Below are 20,796 nucleotides of genomic sequence, written 5' to 3'. Positions count from 1 at the left end.
CCTAGTTGGCCTCTCGGGTGGCGAGCTGTTCGGCGGACGCGGCGACTCCGAAGGCCTGCGGGACGGGCTGGCTGGCCATGTAGAGACGGTCGGCGATCTTGCGCGGGATCGGGAGGTACTGGAACTCGCCGTAGATCCGCCCGTCGGCGGCCATCGGCTGGGCGTTGAACCGGGCGACGGTCACGATGCGGTAGGGGTCGCGGCCGTGCGAGTCGAGGACGGCGATCTCGGTGACCTTGCGGGAGCCGTCGGCGTGCCGGGTGAGCTGGACGATGACATCGACGGCGCTGTTGATCTGGTCGTGCAGTGCCTCGAATGGGATCTTGATCTCGGACATCGACGCCAGGGTCTGCAGACGCATGAGCGCGTCCTCGGCGTTGTTGGCGTGGACGGTGGCGAGCGAGCCGTCGTGACCGGTCGACATCGCCTGGAGCATGTCGAGCGATTCGCCGCCACGGACCTCACCGACGACGATCCGGTCGGGGCGCATACGCAGGGAGTTGCGGACCAGGTCACGGATGGTGATCTGGCCCTTCCCCTCGACGTTGGCCGGGCGGGACTCCAGCCGGATCACATGGCTCTGCTGGAGCTGCAGCTCGGCGGAGTCCTCGATGGTGACGATGCGCTCGCTGTCCGGGATGAGCCCGGAGAGAGCGTTGAGCAGCGTCGTCTTTCCCGTACCGGTGGCGCCGGAGACGATGACGTTGAGCTTGGCCTGGACGAGCCCGGAGAGCAGGATCAGCATCTGCTCGTCGAGCGAGCCGATGCTGATCATCTCCTGGAGCGTGAAGGCCCGCGGGAAGCGTCGGATGGTGAGTGTCGCACCGGACAGCGAGAGCGGCGGGATGATCACATTGACGCGCTCGCCGCTGGGCAGGCGGGCGTCGACCATCGGATTCGACTCGTCCACCCGGCGGTTGACGGTCGACACGATGCGCTCGATGGTCTGCATCAGCTGCTCGTGCGAACCGAAGCGCATCGGGAGCTGCTCGACCTTGCCGCTGCGCTCGACGAAGATCTGGTCAGGGCCGTTCACCATGATCTCGGTGATGGACGCGTCTTCGAGGAGCGGTTCCAGGATGCCGAGGCCGAGAGCCTCGTCGACGACCCGGCGGATCAGTTGCGTTCGTTCGACGGTCGAGAGGACCGGTCCCTCACGGCTGATGATGTGGCTGAGGACGCGCTCCAGCCGAGCCCGCCGGTCGGCCGCGGCGAGCGAGGACATCTCCGCCAGGTCGATCTCTTCGAGCAGCTTGGCGCGGTAGGTGGCGACCATGTGGCCGTCCTCCCGCGCCCCGCTGTGCTTCTCGGGGGCGGTGACGCGTGCCCGCAGACTCATTCCGTAACTCCTCGTTCCCACTTGCTTGGTGATCCGCCGCTGAGGCAGCGGTGCGGTGCGCCGCGGGTCAGGTGCGGGGCATCGTGGAACTGCGTTCGGCCAGGCCCCAGATATGGACGCCCGGGATGATGTCGGGCACGTCGACGCTGACCGTGCAGGTGACCTCGTCGAAGGAGGAGGAGGAGGAGGAGGAGGAGGAGGAGGAGGAGGGTTCGTAGACCTCGGCCCGGTCGGCGGTCCAGTTGCTCATCGCGTCCTTGGCCGCCTGCCCGTCGCAGCCGCCTGAAGACATGCTGGCCATACGGGCTCCCGCGCGGGCCCCGGTGCCCGCCTGGTTGGCGGCATACGCGGCGAGGCCCGCCTGAATCGCGAGGAGGCCGACCAGGAGCAGCAGGGGGATGAAGCCCAGATACTCGATGGCGACCTGGCCCCGGTCACGGCGGGAGGCGTTCACTGTCCGGACCGGCGTGTCCGTACGCATGGTCATCGCTCAGCCCTCCAGCGGCGACGCGGCTTTGCCGGTGACCGCGTACTTCCAGTTGAGGATGCCGGGCACCAGGACCGGCACCTTGAGCTTGACCTCGGCTCTGTACATGCCGGATGAGACATCGGCTGTGCACTGCGGCTTCGCCGACTTCCTCCAGGCGTGCGGCAGGTGCTTCAGCGCCGCACGCTTGCAGGCCGGGTTGGCGCGGAACTCCGCGATGGCGCCCTTGTGGGCCGCCTCGTCCGCCGCGTTCCCCGCCAGGGAGAAGGTGTAGCCGATCAGCGCGCACTGCCACAGTGCGAGCATCAGCAGGATGATCAGCGGCGTCACGCCCAGGAACTCGATCGCGGTCTGGCCGCGATCACGCTCGCGCCTCCCGCTGTCACCCTCACGGGCGGGGTCGCCGTAACGCCCTCCCCGTGCCTCCCGCGTCTCCCGTATTCCGGGGCCGTTCATATCGGTGGTCACCATGGCTCAACGTGCCTCCTCGGTCGTCGCACGGCCCCCGGTGTCACCGTCGCGCCGTCTGCGCGGGCGTCCGATCGAGCCTCGGTCGTTCTTGAACTTGCCGCGCTTGTCCGCGTTTTCGGGGACCTTCACGATCCCCAGCTCTCCGGCCAGGCCCCACAGCGCCTGCTTCACCGTGCTCTTGGCGTCGAGTTCATGCATCCGCCCCGCGTCGACGGCGCCCTGGAGCTCCTTGAAGTTCGCGGGGACGGCCGTGTTCGCCATCCGGGTTCCGGTGATCTTCTCGATCAGCTGGGGCTGGATCTCGGTGTTGCGGATGAACCGGTTGACGAGGGTGAGCGTCTCCTCCGCCTTGCGGATCTGCAGCCGCTCCCACATCCGTACGGTGCGCTTCGCGCCGCGCACCGCGATCACGTCCGGAGTGGTGACCAGCAGCGCCGTGTCCGCCATTTCGATGGCCGCCGCGCTCGCGCCCTGGAGCTGGCTGCCGCAGTCGATGACCACGACCTCGTACCGCGACCGCAGGGCGCTGACGATCTGGCGGGCCGACCGGTCGCTGACCTCCTCGCCGCGTTCACCCTCGCCGGGCGCCAGCAGCAGGGCGAGGCCGGAGCTGTGGCTGAACACGGCGTCGGACAGGACGCGGGGAGAGATGTCGGTGATCGCCGCCAGGTCGACGATGGAGCGCCGGAACTGCACATCGAGGTACGAGGCGATGTCGCCGGCCTGGAGGTCCATGTCGACGAGGGCGACCGTACGGCCCGACGCCTGGGAGGCCAGGGCGAGCTGGACCGCGGTGACGGTGGCGCCCACACCGCCCTTGGCGCCGCTGACCGTGACGACCGTGCCGCCGGGACCGGTGAAGACATCGCCTCCGGTGCCCAGGTGGCGGCGTACTCCGACCGACCACTGGGCGGCGGACTGGACCCGGCTGACCAGCTCCTCGTAACTCAGCGGCAGGGTGACCAGGCCGCGGGCGCCGGACTCCATCGCCGCGGCGAACAGGCTGGAGCTGGCGTCGGCGGTGATCAGCACGACCCCGATGGCGGGGAAGCGCAGCGAGACCTCCCGGATCAGTTCCAGAGCCGGCACCGGGCCGATCCGCTCATGGACCAGCACAACCTCGGGCAGTTCGTCGAGCGACTCGCCCGCGAGCCGGGCGAGGGTGTCGATCAGCTGCGTCGAGTCGCCGACGGGAGCCCCTGGCTCGGCGTCGGGGAGCTGGCTGAGCAGGGTGGTGACGGATCTGGCCGCGTCGGGGTCGCCGACTGCCGGGAGGATCCTCGTGGTCATTCGATCCTCACTTGTCCTTGTCGAGCGTGTAGGTGCGGTCGCCCGGGCGGATGGTGCTGTCGCTGCCGGAGGCGAGGAGCGCAAGGCGTACGTGCTCCGCGAAGGACTCGGCATAGGCGACGCGCTGGGTGTCGAGCGTGTTGAGCGCGAAGGTGATCGGGACGGCCTCGGTGCCCATGTTCGACTTGGCGTCCCGGCCCGGCTCCAGGGCGGTCAGCTTGCCGACGTCCAGGACCTTGGCGTTGGAGACGATGACCTTCGACTGGGACGGCGCGCCGTCCCGTTCCCCGGGAAAGGTGGCATAGATGTTGACCGTCGCACCGGCGGTGATCTTGCCCGCGACACCGGTCGCGGCGTCGATCATGATGGCGATCTCCTGCTCACCGGGCTGCAGTTCGGGACGCTTCTGCATCATGTCCGACTGGAGCAGCGAGCCCTCGCGCAGCTGGGTGACGGCTATCTTGCCGTTGACCTCGGAGAGGTCGGTCACGGCGTTGGCCGAGAGCCAGCGCTTCGGCATCGTGATCTTTTTGAACTGCCCGGCGGACAGCGCCGTATAGGGGGCGACGTTGGCCTTCAACTGGTAGGCGGAGACCTCGGGTCCGACCTTCGAGTTGACGTCGCTGATCACCGAGAGCACCCCGGCGAAGGCGCCGAAGGCGCACAGGACCGACAGGAGCAGGAGTATCACGCCGCGGCGCTGGCGGGAGTTCATGGGCCGGACAACCTCGTTCGTATCGGATGCGTGGGGCAGCGGACAGAAGGATGTGCGGTAATTCGATTTATGTCTGAATCTGCGTCTGTATCTGCGCGTAGACCTGTCTATGGGCCTTGTGTGCAGCTTGACGGGGATGGCATATGACAGGGAGTGGGGCGCAGGAGCGGTGGTCGGGGAGCGGGACGTAGATATATGCGGCTGTGGAGGAATCCGGGGGCGCTAGGAACCCGGTGGTGCGGGTGCCCCCTGGCCGAGGACACCGCTGGAAGGCATTCGGTTCTCGGGGGCGTGAAGCGGTGACGTACAGAATCCGCAACGGTCCCCGATGAGCTCCATTCCGCACCAGTGGCAGATCTCCCGCCTTACCGATGCGATGAGTTGGTACAGCACGGAGATGTCCGGAAGGTAAGCGGCGAATTCCACCAGCTTTCCGGTCCCCCACCAGCCGGAGGAATCGGAAGGCAGGGCGGTCTCATGAATGGCCTGGACCTTCCATGCGGGGGCCAAGGTCTGTTGCACCCATTCGGACTGCGACTGCCCCTTGGCGACCAGCAGATCCGTCGCGAATTCGGGGCCGTCCAGAGGTTTGACGGTCGGGCCGACCTTGATGAGCTGCGGGTTCGGGCCCGCGAGCACGGCGAACTGGGAGCCCGGGACCCAGGACTTGGCGTGCGTCTTCAGGCTGACCGGAACCCGGTCCAGCTTGGTGACGGAGTTCAGCAGGGCGCCGGCGTGGATGTAGTGGGGCAGCAGCCGGGCGGCGGATGCCACCACCCCCGGGCTGAAGTCGCAGATCGACAACTGACGCAACTGACGCACCAGTACGGCGATGCCCAATGGTGGCAGAACCACCTTGACCAGGGCGATCCGGTCGCTCTCCAGGACCGATCTGACGGAGTGCATCCTGCGCTCATGGGCGATCGGCAGGCTGGCCGAGTAGATGGCGACGACATACCCGTGCTGCTCCAGCAGCACATGCATGTCACCGATCGCCTGGTCCATGGTCTGGTCTTCCGGAGCCCGGAGTAAAGCGGCTGTCGGTGTCTGCTGGTCGGCCGGCGGCAGCACGAGATCAGCACTGGTCACTGTTATTGCGGTCGGCACGCTGGTTCCCCGTTCGGCTCCGGCCGTTGTCGTCACGACAACGGCCGCAATCGCTCCTGCTCCGTGCTTCTGCGTCAGCACTTTATCCACGTCTTACCAGCCAGAGAACACCTTGCGGAGGCCAGTACGACAAGGTGTGCGCGGTGCGGGGGGCGACTCGCGTGCAACACGCCGGTGCGAAATCGGACGAAACCGAGACTCGTTAACTTCCGTACCACTGCGGAGGGTTACTGGACTCGGCTCCGATTCCCCATGTTTAGAATTCGTTTGCGCACGTCAGAATGGATCTCCGCGGATCGATGGCAGGCTCCGGGGGCGGGCTCGGTCACTGTCCGACGATCTCGGCCCACCATCCGCGAGAGAGCTCGAACGGCGCGCGAAAAGATCACCGGAAAGCGTCAACGAATGTTGCCTCCGGGTGACTTCGTCCGGCAGCGGTCCGAACCACTGGACCTCGCGATTCCGGCGCGCCCAGCACGGCCGCCGAGCCCGCCGATCGCAGCCGTTGCCGCCAGAGGTCTTGACAACTCGATTGGACAACAGCAGTTCGATGCTCGGCTGCGACGGCACCTTGACCAGCAGCGCCGCCGCTCCCCCGGTGGCGCTGCTGCATGTGCGTTGAACGTGTCGGCGAGCACGTCCGCGACCGGTGGGGCGCGGCACGGCGCCCCCCTCGATGCGGGGCGCCGTGCCGTGTGGCGTGGTGGTGCGGTGAGGCAAGCGGATCAGCCGGGGATCGTTCAGCTCAGGACGGCGAGCGCGTCGATCTCGATCAGCAGGCCCTTGGGGAGGCCGACGTACACCGTCGTACGGGCGGCAGGGGCCTCCTTGAGGTTCTGCTCGCCGAAATAGCTGTTGTAGATCTCGTTCATCTCCGCGAAGTGGTCCACGTCCGTGAGGTAGACGCGCGTCATCATCACGTCGTCCCAGCTCGCGCCGCCCTCCTCCAGGATCGCCTTGACGTTGGCGAACGTCTGGAGGGTCTGCTCGCGCAGCGTCGGGCCGGCCGGGGTGGGGGCCTGGCCCTCGACGGCGGGCAGGAAGCCGACCTGGCCGGCGACCTGGAGGATGTTCCCCTTCTTCACGCCGTGCGAGAACTTGGCGGGCGGCGTGGTGTGGGTGCTGGGGGTGAGGGCGGTCTTCTCGGTCATCGCGGTTCAGGCTTTCTTGGGTCGGTTGGTGCCGGAGTACTCCCGGCTGATGGTGTCGGCGGTGCGGCGCACCAGCGGGAGCAGGGTGAGGAGTTCCTCGGCCGTGACAACCACATTGGGTGCGGAGACCGACATGGCGGCGACGACACGGCCGTCCGCGCCGCGGATCGGGGCGCCGATGCAGTTGATGGACTCCTCGTGGCCACCGAGGTCGGTGGCCCAGCCCTGTTCGCGGACGACGGCGAGTTCCTTGAGGAAGGCACCGGCGTTCGGGACCGAACGGGACGTGTACATGGGGTAGTCGAGCTTCTCGGCGATCGCCCGCCGTTCGGGCTCGGACAGATCCGCGAGCAGCAGCTTGGCCACGGCGGCGACGGTGATCGCGACGGGCTTGCCGATCCGCGAGTACATCCGGACCGGGTAGCGGCTCTCGACCTTGTCGATGTAGAGGACTTCCTCCTCCTCGTACACCGCGAGATGGATGGTGTGCCCGCACTGCGCGTTGAGCTCGACGAGGTGGGGGTGGGCGATCTCGCGTACGTCGAGGTTCTCGACGGCCTCCTGCGCGAGGGTGAAGAGACGGGCTCCGAGGCGGTAGCGCTGGTCCTGCTGGCGGTAGACGAGACCGTGTTCGTGCAGCGTACGGAGCAGGCGGAGCGCGGTGGACTTGTGGACGCCGAGGCGGTCGGCGACCTGGCCGAGGTCGGCGGGGCCCTCGGCGAGGAGCGGGAGGATGCTCAGTGCGCGGTCGACGGTCTGGCTCATGTCGGGTGTACCTCCTGCGGGGCCCGGCTCCGGTCGATGCCGGCGCGGTCGGCTGCCATCCAGCCGGGACCGAGACGAAGTCTTCCCCAGGCGGCGTCGTCGAGAGCGACGAGTTCGTCGGCGTGGGCACGGGCCGGCGGGTCGGTGAGGTCGCCGGGGACGGTGAGGACGGCGGCGGCCATGAGGTGGCCGTGGCGGACGCGGTCGCGGACGGAGAGCTCGCGGAGGGTGGCGGAGAGGAAACCGGCGGCGAAGGCGTCGCCTGCGCCGACGGCGGCGACGACGTCCACGTGGAGGGCGGGGACAGTGGTGACGGAAGAATCAGCCCCTCCGGCGATTGAGGAGCGGGGTTCGGGGCGGCGCCCCGAGAAGACCGTCGCCCCCTCCGACCCCCGCTTGACCACGAGCACCGCCGGCTCCGGCAGCGCCTCACGGATGGCGTCGGTGCCCCGCAGCCCCCAGACCTCCTCCGCCTCGTCCTCACCGACGAAGACGAGATCGGCGCGGCGCGCGAGGTCGAGCAGCACGCCCGGTCCCTCGTCGCCGGCGCGCCACAGGTGCGGACGGTGGTTCACGTCGAAGGAGATCAACGGGCGGTCCGGGCGGGGCTCGGTGAGGGAACGGATGAGGGACAGGCAATCCGCGGAGAGGGCCGCCGTGATACCGGTCAGGTGCAGGATGCGCGCGTCGAGCAGGTCCTCGTACGGAACGTTCGCCGGGGACATCGCGGAGGCCGCCGACCCGGCCCGGTAGTACGCGACTTCATGGGTGTCCGTCGCCCGGTCCGCCGCCGTACGGAAGTAGATGCCGGTGGGGCGGTCGGGGTCGCGCCGGACTGCCGACGTGTCGACCCCGTAGGCCGCGATCGCGTCGACGAGATGGTCGCCGAACCCGTCCGCACCGACCCGGCCGACCCACTTCGCGCGGTGTCCCGCCGCCGCGAGCGCGCAGGCGACGTTGGACTCGGCGCCCCCGATCGCACGGCCGAAGGACGGGACATCGGCGAGGCGGCCGGGCTGCGAGGGCAGGAACGTCACCATGGACTCACCGAGGCAGACGACATCGGCGGTGGCGGCTCCACGTCCCACGGCTGCGGGTCCGGACACTCTGGGCTCCTCGCTGGTCAGCGCTCCGCACCGGCTCTCACCATTGACCCGGCGTCGGCTCGGATGTTAGACAGCGTCAAGCGATATGCGCAATGGGCGTTGCACATGATGCAACGAACAGATTTCGAGGAGGGTCCATGGCCGCCGCCGACGAAAACGTCGCGACAGCTCCCCACACGCTCGGCGAACTCGCCGCCGAGCGCGTCGACCACCGCTTCAAGGCGCTCCCGCCCGACGCCGACGGACTCACGGTCGGCGCCCTCGCCGCCGAGCGCCGCAACCTCTTCACCGGCGGCTTCACGACGCCCGTCCTCGCCCTCTCCGCCGAGTCCGTCGCGCACAACCTCGCGCTGCTGGAGACGTACGCCGAACGTCACGGGCTCGCGTTCGCGCCGCACGGCAAGACGTCCATGGCGCCGCAGCTCTTCGCCCGGCAGCTGGAGCGCGGCGCGTGGGGCATCACCGCCGCCGTTCCGCACCAGGTCCGGGTGTACCGCGCGTACGGGATCGAGCGGATCTTCCTCGCCAACGAGCTCGTCGACGCGGTCGCACTGCGCTGGCTCGCCGGCGAGCTGGACTCCGACCCCGACTTCCACTTCATCTGTTACGTCGACTCGGTGCGCGGCGTCGAGCTGATGGACGAAGCGCTGCGCGCCGCGGGTGCGGTACGTCCGGTGGACGTGGTCGTGGAACTCGGCGCCGGTGAGGGGGCCCGCACGGGTGCCCGTACCGAGGCCGACTGCGCGGCGGTCGCCGACGCGGTGGCCGCGGTGGGGACGCTGCGTCTGGTCGGGGTCGCCGGATACGAGGGCGAGGTGCCGGACGCGTCCACGGAGCGGGTACGGGACTGGCTGCACCGGCTCGTCCGGGTGGCCACCGACTTCGACAAGGCGGACCGGTTCGCCGCACTGGCTGCCGACGACCGGATCGTGATCAGCGCGGGCGGCAGCGCCTGGTTCGACACGGTCGCGGAAGTCTTCGCGGAGATTCCCGAACTCACTCGTCCTGTATGCAAGTTGCTGCGTTCGGGGGCGTACGTCTCGCACGACGACGGGCACTACCTGCACCTCACCCCGTTCAACCGGGTCCCGGAGGAGGGCGCCCTGCAGCCCGCGTTCCGCCTCTGGGCCCAGGTCGTCTCGCGGCCGTCCGACGAGCAGGCGTTCGTGAACGCGGGGAAGCGGGACGCGGCGTACGACCTCGATCTTCCGCAGGCGCAGGTCGTGCGGTCCGGGCGGGACGGTTCGGTGCGGGCCGCCACCGGCATCACCGTCACCAAGCTGTCCGACCAGCACGGGTGGTTGCGCACCGAGGCCGGGGCGGAGCTGGAGGTCGGGGACTGGGTCGGCATGGGGCTGTCGCACCCGTGCACGTCGTTCGACAAGTGGCAGTTGATTCCGCTTGTCGAGGCGGACGGCACGGTCACGGACTACATCCGCACGTTCTTCTGATCCCTGCGGGCGTTGACCCGATCCCCCGCTCCTCAAGCCCCTCCGGCAATTGAGGACCCTCCAGCCCCTCCGGCGATTGAGGAGCGGGGGGCCGGGGGCAGCGCCCCCGGTTACGGGCCCGCTCCAGCCCCTCCGGCGATTTCCGCTCCAGCCCCTCCGGCGATTGACGAGCGGGGGGGCCGGGGGCAGCGCCCCCGGTTGCGGGAAGGGGCGGGGAGGGGAAAGAACACCGGCACGGAAAGGCCTGCACACCATGGATCTCGTCATCCGCAACGCCGCCGTCATCGACGGCACCGGCACCCTGCTCACCCCTCCGCCCGCTCCTTCGCCCAGGCCAAATCCTCCTCGGTCGGGGCGTCGTCCTGAGTCAGCGTGCGCCGCCAGTAGCCACTGAACTCCACCGCCGACCTGGGCATCCCGCGCTCCTCGACCAGGTGGCGACGGAGCATCCGTACGGTCCCCGACTCCCCCGCGAGCCATGCGGCCCCCGCCCCCGCCTCGCCCGGCAGCTCCGCCGCCCGGACCACGTCCGTCAGCTCCTCCCCCGCGTGCACCCAGCGCACGGTCACCTCGGCGGCGGACGGGAGCCGCTGCTCCTCCCCCGCGTCGGCGACCGCCACGTACGCCACCGCGCGCATCCCGGCCGGCAGTGCTTCGAGCAGCGTGCCGATCGCGGGGAGTGCTGTCGCGTCCCCGGCCAGCAGCAGCCAGTCGGAGGCGGGCAGCGGCCGGGCGTACGCCGAGGACGGGCCGACCATGCCGAGCACGTCCCCGGGCCGCGCGGTCCGCCCCCAGCGGGTGGCGGGTCCGGTGTCGCCGTGGAGCACGAAGTCGACGGTCATCTCGTTGCGCTCACGGTCGTACGCCCGGACGGTGAAGCTCCGCATCCACGGCCGGTCGGCCTCCGGGATCGCGAGGTACGCCTCGTACCACCGCATCCCGTAGGTGTCGTCGGCGTCCTGCACCGGCAGGACCGGCGCGCCCTGCCCCTTCGGGAAGCAGAGCTTCATCTGCTGATCCGGCCGGTCCTCGATCAGGTCGGCCAGCGCATCTCCGGTAAAGGTGACGCGCGCCATCCGCGGCGTGATCCGTTCCACGCCCGCAACCTGGACGTACGACACCGGCAGCGACTGACTCATCGGAGCGGCCACCCACTTTCTCCCTGATACCTTATGCCGTAAAGAATCACCTGGGCGAAGTTACTTTATAGCGTAAGGAGTCGCAAGTGGTGGTCTACGCGGGACAGGGCGACGCCCGCCGTTCGATCGCCCTGCTGTGGCGCACGGAGAGCGCTCCGGCACCGGGCGGAACGGGGCCGGGCGGAACAGGACCGGCCCGGTCGGGGCCCAAGCCCGGACTGACCGTGGACGCGATCGTGAGCGCCGCCGTCGCCGTCGCCGACGAGGGCGGCATGGCGGCGCTCTCGATGCGCGCGGTGGGCGAGCGGCTGGGCCGGACGGCCATGGCGCTCTACACGTACGTCCCCGGCAGGAGCGAGCTGCTGGACCTGATGTACGACGCGGCGCATGCCGAACTCCCGTCCGGCTACCCGGACACGGACAACTGGCGTGCGTCCCTCACGCGTTGGGCGGAGGACACCCTCGCCTTCCACCTCCGCCACCCGTGGGTGCTCCAGGTCTCCCAGGCCCGACCGGTGCTGGGCCCGCACGAGTACGCCGCCCTCAACACCCTCGTACGTCTCCTGTACGGGACCGGGCTCGACGCGCATCTCCTGCGGCGGCTGATCGGCACGCTGTTCCACTTCGTCCGCGGCTCGGCGCAGACGGTCGCCGAGTCCCGGCAGGCCGCGGCGGTGACCGGCCAGTCCGACGAGGAGTGGTGGTTCGCCCGCTCGGCGCTGCTCGGAGAGGCGGTCCCGGACTTCGCGGACCGCTTCCCGGACGTCGGCCGCCTGGAGAGCGAGAGCGCACCCGAGCCGCCGCCCGTCGACGACCCGGTGCCCTACCTGGAGCGTCAGGCGCGCGAGACGTTCACCGCCGGGCTCGGCGTGCTGCTGGACGGAATCGAGGCGGCGGTGCGACGCACGGACACGCCGTGAGACCCGTGGGGTCTCACGGCGCGCGGGGATGGGTGTGCGACGGTCGAGCGGCCGGGCTACCAGCGACCTCGGCCCGCACCGCTCCCGGGCCGGACGATGAACACGGCCGGCCTCGCCGCGTTCGGTCTCTTCTCCTGCGCCAACGGCCGGTGGCGCAGGACCTGACGCCCTGCCGCTCACACCGTGCGGAACCGCGCTCCGCCGCGCGTCGCCCGAGACAGGCCGGGCGACGCGCGCGGACGTTTTCCGACTACGGCTTGGGCAGGGTGCACCCGGTCCGGTTGAGGTCGATCTGGCTGCCGGCGCCGATGCACGGCACGATGCCGTACGTCTCCTGGGCGTAGTTGATGCCCTGGCGGACCGTCACATTGCCGCTCTCGTCGACCTCGCACGGATTGTTGACCGTGCACTGCTGCCCGTCCTCGTTACCGGTGTTGTTGACGGCGACGACCTTGCCGGTCGCATTGTCGATCACCGGGGAGCCGGACGTGCCGCCGATGGTCTGGCAGGCGGAGGTGTAGCGGACCGAGTCCTTCCATGTCCACGCGCCCTCCTTCATGCGGTAGACGAAACCGTCGATGTTGCAGCTGTAAGTGCGCTTCCAGTAGCCGGAGACGACCGTGATCGCGGCGCCCTGGACCGGGTGCGCGGCGTTGAGTTCCAGCGCCTTGATGCCGTAGGTGCTCTCGATCTGGGCGTAGGTACGGGTGAGTTGGTACAGCGATATGTCGGTGTCGGTCATCGTCCCGTACGCGATCTTGCTGGCGCGCAGGGTGCCGACTCCGCTGCCCGCGGAGTTCAGCAGGGTGAAGCTGCGGGTGGACCGCCGGCCGAGGACGACCTCACCCGGACCGGGGAAGCCGGTCTCCATGCAGTGCCCGTTGGAGAGCACGAGCGCCGGGTCGCTCGGGAGCGAGGCGGCCGTGCGGACCACGGAGCCGGAGCAGTTGCTGAGCGCGACCGTACCGGCGAAGTCGACCGCCTTGGCCGTGACCTGCTCGGCCTGTGTCGTCTTCTGCGGCGCGGCCGCGTCGTGGCTTGTGGCCGCGACAGCGGGTGCCGTTCCCGCTCCGAGGAGCAGAACAGCGAAAAGCGCGCCCAGGAGAGGCTTCTTCATGTGGGGGTCCCCTCTATGACCTCTGTGACCGAAGTTCCTTCGGTTTTGTCATGCGCATTGTTGGGGGTGCGCGGGTCCGGGGCAAGACCGCCTTTCCGGCCTCGGGACGGTCGTTAGGCTGTGCGCATGGTGCAGAGCAAGGCGGAGGACGTCGACGGATACCTGGCCGAGGCGCCGGAGGAGCGCCGGGACGCCCTGGTCAGACTGCGGTTGATGTGCCGCCAGGAACTCAAGGGCTTCGGCGAGATCATGGCCTACGGAATGCCCGCCTACGAACGGGACGGGGTCACCGAGATCGCCTTCGCCAGCCAGAAGAACTACGTCTCCTTCTACCTGCTGCGCACCGATGTCCGCGCGGCATTCGAGGAGCGGCTGGCCGGACAGGACATGGGCAAGGGCTGCCTGCGCTTCCGCAAGCCGGAGAACATCGACTTCGACCTGGTGCGCGACCTGTTGAGGGCCACTGCGGCCCGGCCGGGCACGGTCTGCTGACGGAGTGGCCGGTCAGCCGCGCGCCGGTCCGGGTTCCGCCGCCGCGCGGCCCCGGCAACATGCCGCGGGGTGATAGACGCCGTCCTCGGCCGGCTTGGCCAGGACCGGACGGCCGCCCGCCATCCGGTCGGGGTGGAAGTTCAGCGTGAGCGGCAGGGCCCGGTCCAGTGGCTGCCCCGAGGAGAGAGAAGCGACATGTCTCAGGGCGCGCGCCGAGGCAGAGGCGGACGAGGGATCAGCTGTCACCGGCGCAGTCTGCCGGAACGCGGACCGTCGTCGCATGTGGATTGCGCGCGTGCGGCGAGCCCTCGGGGCCGCCCGGAACACCTTCGGGGGCGCCCTGGCCGAGCACGTGCTCCCGTCCCCACGCGCCGAGCGGCCTGAGCGCCTCGTTGAGCCCGAACCCGAGCGGGGTCAGCGAGTACTCGACGCGGGGCGGCACCTCGGCATGGACCTTGCGGTGCACGATGCCGTCGTCCTCCAGCTCCCGCAGATGCGAGGTGAGCACCTTCTCGGTGATCCCCGGCACCAGTCTGCGCAGCTCGCCGAAGCGGCACGACTGCTCGTTCAGCGCCCAGAGGATCAGCACCTTCCACTTGCCGCCGATGACATCCATCGCCGCGTCGATCCCGCAGACGAACGCCCCCGGCCTGCGTACGGTCCCCATGGCCCACCCCTCCCACCTGGTCGCTCACCCCGTGGTAACCACCCACTCCGAAGTGGGTACTTGATCGCTCCGAGGCCTGCGAGCAGCCTAATCCCCATGACCGACAACACCCCTGAGAAGCAGCCGCTCACCCTCCTCGGGCTCGGCGCCATGGGCACCGCGCTCGCCAGGACCTGGCTCGCCGCCGGGCATCCTCTGACCGTCTGGCCCCGCAGCCCCGCCCGTGCCGACGCACTCGCCACCGAGGGGGCGAGCGCGGCCGGGACGGTCGCGGAGACGGCGCCCGACGGCACGCGGAAGGAGCGGCAACTGGGCGGACGGCGACGAGGTGCTGCGGGTCCTGGCGGACGACTTCGGCATCCGTCTCCCGGACGGCACGCGCCTGCCCGAGTGACGGCGGCACCCGTTCGCGTGGCGCATCTCACCCGTCCCGGCCCGTCACACACCCATTCCAAGCCGCGCCGCCGCCCCCGGCCAGGCTTCCCACGGCCGGGGGCGGCGGGTGCATGGCGATGGAAGACCGGGCGGGCGGACCGGGTTCCCCGGGCGGGTCAACCTGTGGGCAAACCCCGCGCACCCTGTGAAACGCCACCGTATCCTCGCTGACATGCAGGTCATCCAGTCCACGAAGCTCGCCAATGTCTGTTACGAGATCCGGGGCCCCGTGCTCGAGGAGGCGATGCGGCTGGAAACAGCAGGTCACCGCATCCTCAAGCTGAACACCGGCAACCCGGCCGCGTTCGGGTTCGAGTGCCCGCCCGAGATTCTCGAAGACATACTGCGCAACCTCTCCGGGGCGCACGGTTACGGCGATGCGAAGGGGCTGCTGTCCGCTCGCCGCGGGGTGATGCAGCACTACCAGACCAAGGGGATCCCCCTCGACGTCGAGGACATCTACCTGGGCAATGGCGTCTCCGAGCTGATCCAGATGTCGATGCAGGCGCTGCTCGACGACGGCGACGAGGTGCTCGTACCCGCACCGGACTATCCGCTGTGGACCGCCTCCGTGTCGCTGGCCGGCGGTACGGCCGTGCACTACCGGTGCGACGAGCAGGCCGACTGGATGCCGGACCTCGCCGACATCGAGCGGAAGATCACGGACCGCACCAAGGCGATCGTGATCATCAACCCGAACAATCCGACGGGTGCGGTCTACGACGACGAGATGCTGCGCGGGCTGACGGAGATCGCCCGCCGCCACAACCTGGTGGTCTGCTCCGACGAGATCTACGACCGGATCCTGTACGACGGAGCGACACACACCCCGACGGCGGCCATCGCGCCCGATCTGCTGGTGCTCACGTTCAACGGGCTCTCCAAGAACTACCGGGTGGCGGGTTACCGGTCCGGGTGGCTGGCGGTCTGCGGCCCGAAGGGGCACGCCGCCTCGTACATCGAAGGGCTGACGATCCTCGCCAACATGCGGCTGTGCGCCAATATGCCGTCGCAGCACGCGGTGGCCGCGGCGCTCGGCGGGCGGCAGTCGATCGACGACCTGGTGCTGCCGGGCGGGCGGATCCTGGAGCAGCGGGACGTCGCGTACGACCTGCTGACGCAGATCCCGGGCGTCACCTGCGTGAAGCCGAAGGGGGCGCTGTATCTCTTCCCGCGGCTCGACCCCGCGGTTTACAAGATCAAGGACGACCGGCAGATGGTCCTCGACCTGCTGCGGGCCGAGAAGATCATGGTCGTGCAGGGTACGGGGTTCAACTGGCCGGAGCCCGATCACTTCCGGATCGTGACGCTGCCGTCGGCCAAGGATCTGACGGACGCGGTGACCAGGATCGGCACGTTCCTGGACGGGTACGGTCAGCCGTGAGGCAACCAGATCCCGACACCACTCAACTTTAGACTGAATCCAATGTAGGATGGTCTCCTGACCGTGAGCAGGAGGCCATCCCCATGTACGAGCCGATCCGCACCAAGTCGGTCCACTCGATGGCCGACGCAGCGCAGTACCCCCACCGCACCCGCGAGGAGGAGCTGGACATCCAGCTCGCCGGGCATCTGGCCGCCCTGCTCGCCGTCACCGACGAGCTGGGGCTCGGCCGGCAGGGCGATCGCATAGCCGAGCAGGTGGCCCGGCTGCGCGGGGCGCCACCGGCGCGGCATGCCGCGCTGACCCGGGCCGACCCCTCCGCATTGCACCATCGGGCGCTTGCCCTTGCCGGCCGCGCGCTCGTCGTCGCCGCGTCCCGCGCGGACACCGCCGCCGCGATTCTCGCCGCCGAGCGCATGGACGCGCACACCGCCGCCCTGCGTGACGCCGAGCTGATCGGCGCCCCCTGACGGCCCCGGTCCGCGGGCCGGGGAGGCGCGCGGACCGGGTGCCATTCGTGTGCCGCATTCGGCCGTCCCGAGCGGCCGCCGGCTCGTCCGCGGGCACCGGCCTGCGGCGCGGAGACTCTCCGGCCGGGCCACCGCGGCCCGGCCGACCCCCGGTCAGGCGTTCACGAGTTCCCTCGAGCCCAGCTTCTGCTGGGCGAATTCGAGGTTGCCGGTCACGCGGTCATGGTGATCGGGCGGCACCTTGCCGCCCTCGAGGAGGCGTTGGCCGCATTGCTCCGACTCCTCGTAGTTTCCGGTCCAGTAAGCGGCTACGGCGAGTTCGTCGAGTGAGCGCCAGTCGTACCATTCGAACTCGACGAACAGAATGTCTTTCGGGTACGGAATCTGCGCTGCTTGCTGCGCGAACATGTATGCAAGTGGCCAACGCCGGCCATTCATGCGGCAGTAGTGTGCGAGTTGACCGATTGCTTCGGCTCGCGAGGGACGGCTTTCGTGCGCGCGGAGGTAACGGTCGATCACCTCGGCCGGCGGCCTGCCGAGCTCTACCGCGAGCCGTGCGGCGTAGAGGTGGGCACAGAAGACTTCCTCGGCGAAGCCGCCCATGCCTGCCCGGCGGTCGTAGGCGGCGAGTGACTTCCTCGGCTCTCCGGCATCGCGCCAGCTCTGGGCGAGGTAGAAGACGTAGCGGGAGTTGTCGGGTTCCTTGATCAGGCCTTGCTGAAGGACCTTGGCATCGCGCAGGTACTTCTTCCGCACCCCTTCTCCCCTCAGGCGTGCGCCGCCCCCCACCGAGAGGATGTTGGCGCCTTCGAACGTCCCGAGGCTGTACGGCGTTCCGCAGTCGATGTACTCGTGCAGGACTCCGACATAGCGCCACGGCAGCCGGGTTGAGACCAGAGCGGGGCGCCAGTGGGTGAGGGGCCCGTCGTGCAGTGCGACTCGGTAGGCGTCGTGGGTCAGCTCCGGCATGCGAAAGCCGGGCTTCACCTCCATCTCGTCGTCGGCGTCGATGAACAGCAGATAGTCCGCTTCGGCGCGCGCCAGGTCGATCGCCTCGCTGCGGCTCCCGTCGTATCCCTTCCAGGGACTTTCGTGCAGGGCGCCGGGCAGATCACTGAAGACGTCACGGATGACGTCCTGGGTGCCGTCGGTCGAGCCCGTGTCCAGGATGACCCACGTGTCGATCAAAGGGCGCACGGATTCGAGGCAGCGTCTGATGACTGGGGCCTCGTTCTTGACGATCATGTTCAGGCAGACCGTTGATTTCACGGGTCACCTCCAACTCGGTGAGGTAGAAGACCGACGTCACGACGTCAGCTCGGACGCTTGAGCAGTACGAAGCCCTGTTCCTTACTCACGGTGAGATACCCCTGTGCGCGGGCGATGCCCAAGGCCTCCTGCTCCTGAAGGACGTTCAGCGGCCACCGCTGATTGAACGGCACCAAGGTGTCGACCATGATCCACTGAGGATCGGGGCGGCTGTCGGCCCAGCCGTAGAGGCTGACACTCGTACGGTTCGTGAGCTGGGGCACGAGCAGATTGGATGCCTGGACCGTAGCTCCGTCGGGGATCCGGTCCATCAGACGGTGGGCGGCAGCGATGCGGGGATCGCCCCGCCAGGTGGCCGGCTGGACCAGCTGCCAGAACGGGAAATGCGGTAGAAGAAGCACGGCGATCGCCGCGGAACCCGCGAGATAGCGACGCAGACTGCCGACGGACGAGCGTCGGCTGATCAGGGCATCGATGAACGCCGCGAAGACGATCGTCATCAGCACGAGCGAATGATGGGAGTCGGTGCCCCAGTGAGTCGAAAGGTTGGAGGCGAAGCGCCAGAGCAGGGTCGGCAGCGCGACCCAGATGAGCGGGGACCGCAGGGCCAGGAACAGGGTCGGGGCCAGCATGAGCAGCAGGGTCGTGGTCTTGGCCAAAGGGGTGATGAGGCCGACCGTGCTCCTGTACAGCAGGTCTCCCGGTCCGCCCGCAGCGCCTCCCGATCCTTCGAGGAAGTAGAAGTACCCATTGCTTCCAGCCGGATTGAGGGCAGGCAGGATCACCAGCATCGCCAGCGCTGTTCCTGCGAGACCGACTGCAGCCGTGATGAACCCCAGCTTGCGCTCGCCGCGCCGGGCGACGAGGAGACCGATCACGGTCACCGTGAGCCCGAGGTCTTCCTTCACCAGGAGCAACGGCAGAGCCCAATAGACCGCGGCGCGCAGCCGGTCGGTTCCGAGAGCGGTCAGCGAAAAGGCGAGGAGAGGAGCGGCGAAAGCCACCTCGTGAAAATCGATGGCGATCGCACTCGCGACACCCCAGGAAAGGCCGTAGCCGACGCCGATGACCACTGCGGCCGCGGAGCCCAGCGCTCGGCGGGCCCAGACAGCCAAGGGCATGACGCTCACGGCGACCAGCGCCGCCTGCACCACGAGCAGGGCCATAGCCGAAGGCCACAGCCGGTAGACGGGTGCCACCAGGGCCAGAATGGGAGAGAAGTGGTCCCCCAGGATGGGAAAGTCCGGCCCCTTGATTTCGGAGACGGGCAGGTGCCCATGCACGTAGGAGCGGACGACCTGCTCGAAGATTCCCAGGTCGAAGCCGTGGGTGAGCATGCGCTGATGGATACGCAAGGACAACGTCGCGTATGTGAAGAACAGCGTTCCCGCCAGGGCCCAGATCCACCACGGGATGTCGGAGCGGCTCCCGCGAGACGGTTCGACCACCGGCCCTTCATCCACAGTTGATTTTTGTTGCACCGGAAGCGTGGCACTGTCGGTGGGTGGGGCTTGCATGACTTATTCCTTCCGGAAAGCTGACCCTGAGGACCTCAAGACGCCAGCAGCCTTCACGGCTTGGTTCTGAGCCACCATGTGCGCGCGCGGAATACTCCGAACAGCGGCATACCTGGGGCGTGGTGGAGTCACCCGCGCTTCTCGCGAGGGGCATTGACCGATGCCTGCCGCACCGTTACCGACTTGATGACGACAGCCTTCTTCGGCCGTCCGTCGGAGGACCCGTCCTGCGTCCCGTTCCTGGCGATCTCCTTCAGTACGTCCAATCCGCTCACGACTTTCGCAAAGGGAGTCCACTCGGACGACATGGGAAAATCAGGATCGGCATAACTGATGAAGAACTGACTGCCGTTCCTGTCAGGAGCCGCCTTGGACATCGCCACAGTGCCGGCCGAATATTCAGCTCCGTCCAGATTCTCGTTCTGGAAGTAATAGCCCGGATCGGCCGTGCCTTCCCCCTTGGGGTCACCACAATCCAATACGAAAATCCCTCGGGTGGTGACACGGTGACACTTGCTGCCGTCGTAGTACCCCTTCCGCGCCAGGAAGGAGAAGGAGTTGGTGGCGCAGGGCGCCTTGTCGGTCAGGGCCTCAATGGTGATGGTTCCCCGGTTGGTCACGAGTTCTGCCGTGTACGGCCGAGCCGCGACCGAGGCCTCGAAGGTGGGAATTCCCACAGGCTTTGCACCATTGGTGAGGTTGTATGAGCACGTGACCGGCGGCTTCGCATCGACGCTATTTTCCGTCAGGGAGACCGCCGCCCATGTCAGTCCTGAACACGTCGCGGTCACGGTGAGTGCGACCGTCGCCACCTTGACCACACGCTTCCTGGCCCTGGTGAAGAAATTCATCTTTCCTTGAAAATCGCTGACGGACATTCGAGCCTCGATTTGGCAAGTGGGAGCTGATGAAGCATGCAGAGCGTATCCATCCACCTGTGTGTCGTCTGCACCGACACACACTCGGGATTGAAACCACTACTGATCCACGTGGCGCAACTCTTCGGGGGCTTATCCCCTTTCGGCCCCCTTCCCCCCTCTGCCGATCGCCTGAACGTCTGGTGTGTCGCACCCACTTTCTTGCACACGCACCCGAATATTGCGTCAGAGGCGCCGCATGCCTCTCGAGACCACTCCATTCGGTTCCACAAGGAGAAAATTCATGAGTCCTGAGAACAGGACCCCCTCACGTCTGGGCCCGGTGCCCCGAGGTCGCAAGTGGCTGGCCGGCGGTGCGATGGCAACGCTGAGCCTCGTCGTGCTGGGCTTCTCCAGCCCTGCGGTGGCGGCTGCCCAGAACGCCTTCTCTCCGGGCGAGATGAACCGGCCTGTGCTTATGGGCGGTGACAAATGCGAGCGCCAGAAGAACAAGCACGACAGGGACGAGTGCTGCGACCACCACAAGAACAAGCACGACAGGGACAAGTGCAAGGAAAAGGAGAAGGGCAAGCGCGGACCCACCGGGCCCACCGGACCTACGGGTCCGCGCGGCGCCACGGGACCGA

General features: G+C 68.4%; 21 protein-coding genes and 2 pseudogenes. 7 read left to right on the top strand and 16 right to left on the bottom strand.

Annotation, left to right across the window (positions count from 1 at the left end; all coding sequences use genetic code 11):
- Position 1: 1 nt before the first annotated feature.
- The 9 genes from ACWD6R_RS19470 to ACWD6R_RS19430 all read right to left on the bottom strand — a co-directional run bounded on the left by ACWD6R_RS19470 (position 2) and on the right by ACWD6R_RS19430 (position 8,431).
- On the bottom strand, positions 2 to 1,339 hold the full coding sequence (locus tag ACWD6R_RS19470; RefSeq protein ID WP_451819809.1) for a CpaF family protein: 1,338 nt from the start codon (positions 1,337 to 1,339) through the stop codon (positions 2 to 4).
- A 67-nt stretch (positions 1,340 to 1,406) separates the two neighbouring features.
- Positions 1,407 to 1,826 carry a TadE/TadG family type IV pilus assembly protein gene (locus tag ACWD6R_RS19465; protein WP_451819808.1) on the bottom strand — a complete coding sequence of 140 codons (420 nt, stop codon included), beginning with the start codon at positions 1,824 to 1,826 and terminating at the stop codon, positions 1,407 to 1,409.
- Positions 1,827 to 1,829: 3 nt separating this feature from the next.
- Complete coding sequence (locus ACWD6R_RS19460) at positions 1,830 to 2,297, bottom strand: TadE family protein (RefSeq protein ID WP_451819807.1); 468 nt, start codon at positions 2,295 to 2,297, stop codon at positions 1,830 to 1,832.
- A gap of 3 nt (positions 2,298 to 2,300) precedes the next feature.
- Positions 2,301 to 3,587 carry an AAA family ATPase gene (locus tag ACWD6R_RS19455; protein WP_451819806.1) on the bottom strand — a complete coding sequence of 429 codons (1,287 nt, stop codon included), beginning with the start codon at positions 3,585 to 3,587 and terminating at the stop codon, positions 2,301 to 2,303.
- A 7-nt stretch (positions 3,588 to 3,594) separates the two neighbouring features.
- The gene (gene cpaB, locus ACWD6R_RS19450; RefSeq protein WP_451819805.1) at positions 3,595 to 4,302 is read right to left on the bottom strand and encodes a Flp pilus assembly protein CpaB; all 708 of its coding nucleotides are present in this window, start codon (positions 4,300 to 4,302) and stop codon (positions 3,595 to 3,597) included.
- A 222-nt stretch (positions 4,303 to 4,524) separates the two neighbouring features.
- On the bottom strand, positions 4,525 to 5,391 hold the full coding sequence (locus ACWD6R_RS19445; protein ID WP_451819804.1) for a hypothetical protein: 867 nt from the start codon (positions 5,389 to 5,391) through the stop codon (positions 4,525 to 4,527).
- A 758-nt stretch (positions 5,392 to 6,149) separates the two neighbouring features.
- Entirely contained in the window at positions 6,150 to 6,560 is a 411-nt protein-coding gene (locus ACWD6R_RS19440) for a RidA family protein (protein ID WP_451819803.1), read from the bottom strand.
- 6 nt (positions 6,561 to 6,566) lie between these two features.
- Positions 6,567 to 7,325 (bottom strand): IclR family transcriptional regulator, encoded by a 759-nt coding sequence (locus tag ACWD6R_RS19435; RefSeq protein ID WP_451819802.1) that lies wholly within the window; start codon positions 7,323 to 7,325, stop codon positions 6,567 to 6,569.
- Positions 7,322 to 8,431: a sugar kinase gene (locus ACWD6R_RS19430; RefSeq protein WP_451819801.1), complete on the bottom strand. Its 1,110-nt coding sequence runs from the start codon at positions 8,429 to 8,431 to the stop codon at positions 7,322 to 7,324. The genes ACWD6R_RS19435 and ACWD6R_RS19430 overlap by 4 nt, the downstream gene beginning before the upstream one ends.
- Before the next feature lie 137 nt (positions 8,432 to 8,568).
- Here ACWD6R_RS19430 and ACWD6R_RS19425 point away from each other — a divergent pair, with 137 nt between their 5' ends.
- On the top strand, positions 8,569 to 9,882 hold the full coding sequence (locus ACWD6R_RS19425; protein ID WP_451819800.1) for an amino acid deaminase: 1,314 nt from the start codon (positions 8,569 to 8,571) through the stop codon (positions 9,880 to 9,882).
- A 305-nt stretch (positions 9,883 to 10,187) separates the two neighbouring features.
- On the opposite strand, the gene ACWD6R_RS19420 is transcribed toward ACWD6R_RS19425, so the two are convergent.
- The gene (locus ACWD6R_RS19420; RefSeq protein WP_451819834.1) at positions 10,188 to 11,021 is read right to left on the bottom strand and encodes a siderophore-interacting protein; all 834 of its coding nucleotides are present in this window, start codon (positions 11,019 to 11,021) and stop codon (positions 10,188 to 10,190) included.
- A gap of 86 nt (positions 11,022 to 11,107) precedes the next feature.
- Between ACWD6R_RS19420 and ACWD6R_RS19415 the strand changes: the two genes are divergently transcribed.
- Positions 11,108 to 11,941 carry a TetR/AcrR family transcriptional regulator gene (locus ACWD6R_RS19415; protein ID WP_451819799.1) on the top strand — a complete coding sequence of 278 codons (834 nt, stop codon included), beginning with the start codon at positions 11,108 to 11,110 and terminating at the stop codon, positions 11,939 to 11,941.
- Between the two features lie 250 nt (positions 11,942 to 12,191).
- Here the strand turns inward: ACWD6R_RS19415 and ACWD6R_RS19410 are convergent, their stop codons facing one another.
- Positions 12,192 to 13,058: a S1 family peptidase gene (locus ACWD6R_RS19410; RefSeq protein ID WP_451819798.1), complete on the bottom strand. Its 867-nt coding sequence runs from the start codon at positions 13,056 to 13,058 to the stop codon at positions 12,192 to 12,194.
- Positions 13,059 to 13,184: 126 nt separating this feature from the next.
- Here ACWD6R_RS19410 and ACWD6R_RS19405 point away from each other — a divergent pair, with 126 nt between their 5' ends.
- Positions 13,185 to 13,550 (top strand): iron chaperone, encoded by a 366-nt coding sequence (locus ACWD6R_RS19405; RefSeq protein WP_451819797.1) that lies wholly within the window; start codon positions 13,185 to 13,187, stop codon positions 13,548 to 13,550.
- A gap of 12 nt (positions 13,551 to 13,562) precedes the next feature.
- Here the strand turns inward: ACWD6R_RS19405 and ACWD6R_RS19400 are convergent, their stop codons facing one another.
- Together ACWD6R_RS19400 and ACWD6R_RS19395 are read right to left on the bottom strand one after the other, a co-directional pair.
- Positions 13,563 to 13,796, bottom strand: a complete 234-nt coding sequence (locus tag ACWD6R_RS19400; protein WP_451819796.1) for a hypothetical protein — start codon at positions 13,794 to 13,796, stop codon at positions 13,563 to 13,565.
- Positions 13,786 to 14,217 carry a winged helix-turn-helix transcriptional regulator gene (locus ACWD6R_RS19395; RefSeq protein WP_451819795.1) on the bottom strand — a complete coding sequence of 144 codons (432 nt, stop codon included), beginning with the start codon at positions 14,215 to 14,217 and terminating at the stop codon, positions 13,786 to 13,788. The genes ACWD6R_RS19400 and ACWD6R_RS19395 overlap by 11 nt, the downstream gene beginning before the upstream one ends.
- A 96-nt stretch (positions 14,218 to 14,313) precedes the next feature.
- Between ACWD6R_RS19395 and ACWD6R_RS19390 the strand changes: the two are divergent.
- From ACWD6R_RS19390 to ACWD6R_RS19380, 3 genes and pseudogenes are all read left to right on the top strand, one after another.
- Positions 14,314 to 14,493: pseudogene (locus ACWD6R_RS19390) on the top strand (NAD(P)-binding domain-containing protein); the annotation flags it as partial.
- A 331-nt stretch (positions 14,494 to 14,824) separates the two neighbouring features.
- Positions 14,825 to 16,036 (top strand): pyridoxal phosphate-dependent aminotransferase, encoded by a 1,212-nt coding sequence (locus ACWD6R_RS19385; protein ID WP_406421709.1) that lies wholly within the window; start codon positions 14,825 to 14,827, stop codon positions 16,034 to 16,036.
- Between the two features lie 83 nt (positions 16,037 to 16,119).
- A complete protein-coding gene (locus tag ACWD6R_RS19380) occupies positions 16,120 to 16,506 on the top strand; it encodes an SCO4983 family protein (protein ID WP_451819794.1) in 387 nt (128 codons plus the stop codon).
- A gap of 153 nt (positions 16,507 to 16,659) precedes the next feature.
- Here ACWD6R_RS19380 and ACWD6R_RS19375 read toward each other — a convergent pair whose 3' ends face one another.
- From ACWD6R_RS19375 to ACWD6R_RS19365, 3 genes are all read right to left on the bottom strand, one after another.
- On the bottom strand, positions 16,660 to 17,751 hold the full coding sequence (locus ACWD6R_RS19375; RefSeq protein WP_451819793.1) for a tetratricopeptide repeat-containing glycosyltransferase: 1,092 nt from the start codon (positions 17,749 to 17,751) through the stop codon (positions 16,660 to 16,662).
- Between the two features lie 68 nt (positions 17,752 to 17,819).
- Positions 17,820 to 19,223, bottom strand: coding sequence for a DUF2079 domain-containing protein (locus ACWD6R_RS19370; protein ID WP_451819792.1), 1,404 nt, complete (start codon positions 19,221 to 19,223; stop codon positions 17,820 to 17,822).
- Between the two features lie 197 nt (positions 19,224 to 19,420).
- Entirely contained in the window at positions 19,421 to 20,170 is a 750-nt protein-coding gene (locus ACWD6R_RS19365; RefSeq protein WP_451819791.1) for a peptidylprolyl isomerase, read from the bottom strand.
- Positions 20,171 to 20,453: 283 nt separating this feature from the next.
- Between ACWD6R_RS19365 and ACWD6R_RS19360 the strand changes: the two are divergent.
- A pseudogene (locus tag ACWD6R_RS19360) lies at positions 20,454 to 20,796 on the top strand (hypothetical protein); the annotation flags it as partial.

The sequence above is a fragment of the Streptomyces sp. NPDC005151 genome, from assembly GCF_053599875.1.
This window is presented reverse-complemented; position numbering and strand designations above follow the sequence as displayed.